This window comes from Limosilactobacillus walteri (genome assembly GCF_014830205.1).
Classification (GTDB): Bacteria; Bacillota; Bacilli; order Lactobacillales; family Lactobacillaceae; genus Limosilactobacillus; species Limosilactobacillus walteri.
In genome coordinates this window covers 1-1,198 of record NZ_QORN01000070.1, presented here as the reverse complement: position 1 = coordinate 1,198, position 1,198 = coordinate 1, and the positions used below count along the sequence as shown (strand labels likewise).

Genomic DNA, 1,198 nt, shown 5'->3' with positions numbered 1-1,198 from the left:
TATTTAGATTTTCTTCCCATAGAAAAAGCCCTCCGAGTATAAGATGAATTTTCTATTTCATCTGTATACTCAGAGGGCATTATAGCCGATATTACAGACTTTTGTATTCATAATCGCAAAGTAATGAATTGGAAATACAATGCTCAAGATGACCACTATGTCAATCCAGTTGGCGTTCATTAGAAAGCCAAAGGGCACATTGGATACCAGCTGGCGCAGAATAACAAGCCTCTTTCATTTCTACCGTTCGGGTAAAGTGGCTAAGCCCTAATAAGTGTTTAATGTAGATTGCGCTTGCTTTTGAATTGTCAATTCCTGACTTAGTTGCCACAATTACTGTCGAAATATTTTTTCTAATTCCGGAGTAAGTAATTTTTTCGCTGCCGTAGCTCCTAAAGTCTCAATATCTTGCGTAGGTGGCACAACTGCCTGTAGATTCTGTCCAATTCCAATGGTAAATTTATTTGGATCTACGCCGCGTTCTTTTGCTAATTCAGCAAGATCTAAATAATCATTTGTTGTTGCAAAAGCCATTTTATCAATACCAATTCTCATTTTTCATCATCCTTTAATAGTTTTTCCCTCCTTCCAAGCTTCTCCAACACGGGGGCCCATTTCAAAATAGCTATTACTGAAGGAATCAAAGAAAACAGGATTAACCTTGGTCATATCTACATGACCACGCATATCTAGCATACTACTAGCTGCCACCAAATTAACTACACGACCATAACCTGTTGAAAAACTACCTTGACGTACTATTTCAATCAATTCGTATTGTTATTGACTACTTACGTTATAATGATATATGATTGCTCAATTTTAAGAAATGCACACGGTTTTTGTCACCTTATCCCTATTAAATCAATGTTTAAGAGACTTTATCTAATTTTCACATGCACACACTTTTTCTGTGTGCATAGCTGTGTGCATGATATTCTTAAATAAACAAAAATAATTCTTGATACATCTTCGTAAAACGTTGATATATCAAGAATTAGTAAACTTTGTAAGTTTTAATAATGCTGACTAGAGGATTCGAACCTCCGACCTCATCATTACTAGTGACGTGCTCTGCCAACTGAGCTAAGTCAGCATAATAACAATTCCTAATTAATTATACCAGAAACTGTTATTAAAGAAAAGACGCGAATCGTTTAACCGGTTCACGTTTTAATCGCGTGGCAACGTCCTATCC

At 36.1% G+C, this 1,198-nt stretch carries 1 protein-coding gene, 1 tRNA gene and 1 pseudogene; all 3 read right to left on the bottom strand.

The features are described from left to right. Positions 1–193 precede the first annotated feature (193 nt). A pseudogene (locus DTK66_RS10895) lies at positions 194–555 on the bottom strand (hydroxymethylglutaryl-CoA synthase); the annotation flags it as partial. A 6-nt stretch (positions 556–561) separates the two neighbouring features. Then, positions 562–771, bottom strand: a complete 210-nt coding sequence (locus DTK66_RS10890; RefSeq protein WP_143452946.1) for a hypothetical protein — start codon at positions 769–771, stop codon at positions 562–564. 252 nt (positions 772–1,023) lie between these two features. Next, a tRNA-Thr gene (locus tag DTK66_RS10885) sits at positions 1,024–1,096 on the bottom strand. Positions 1,097–1,198 lie beyond the last annotated feature (102 nt).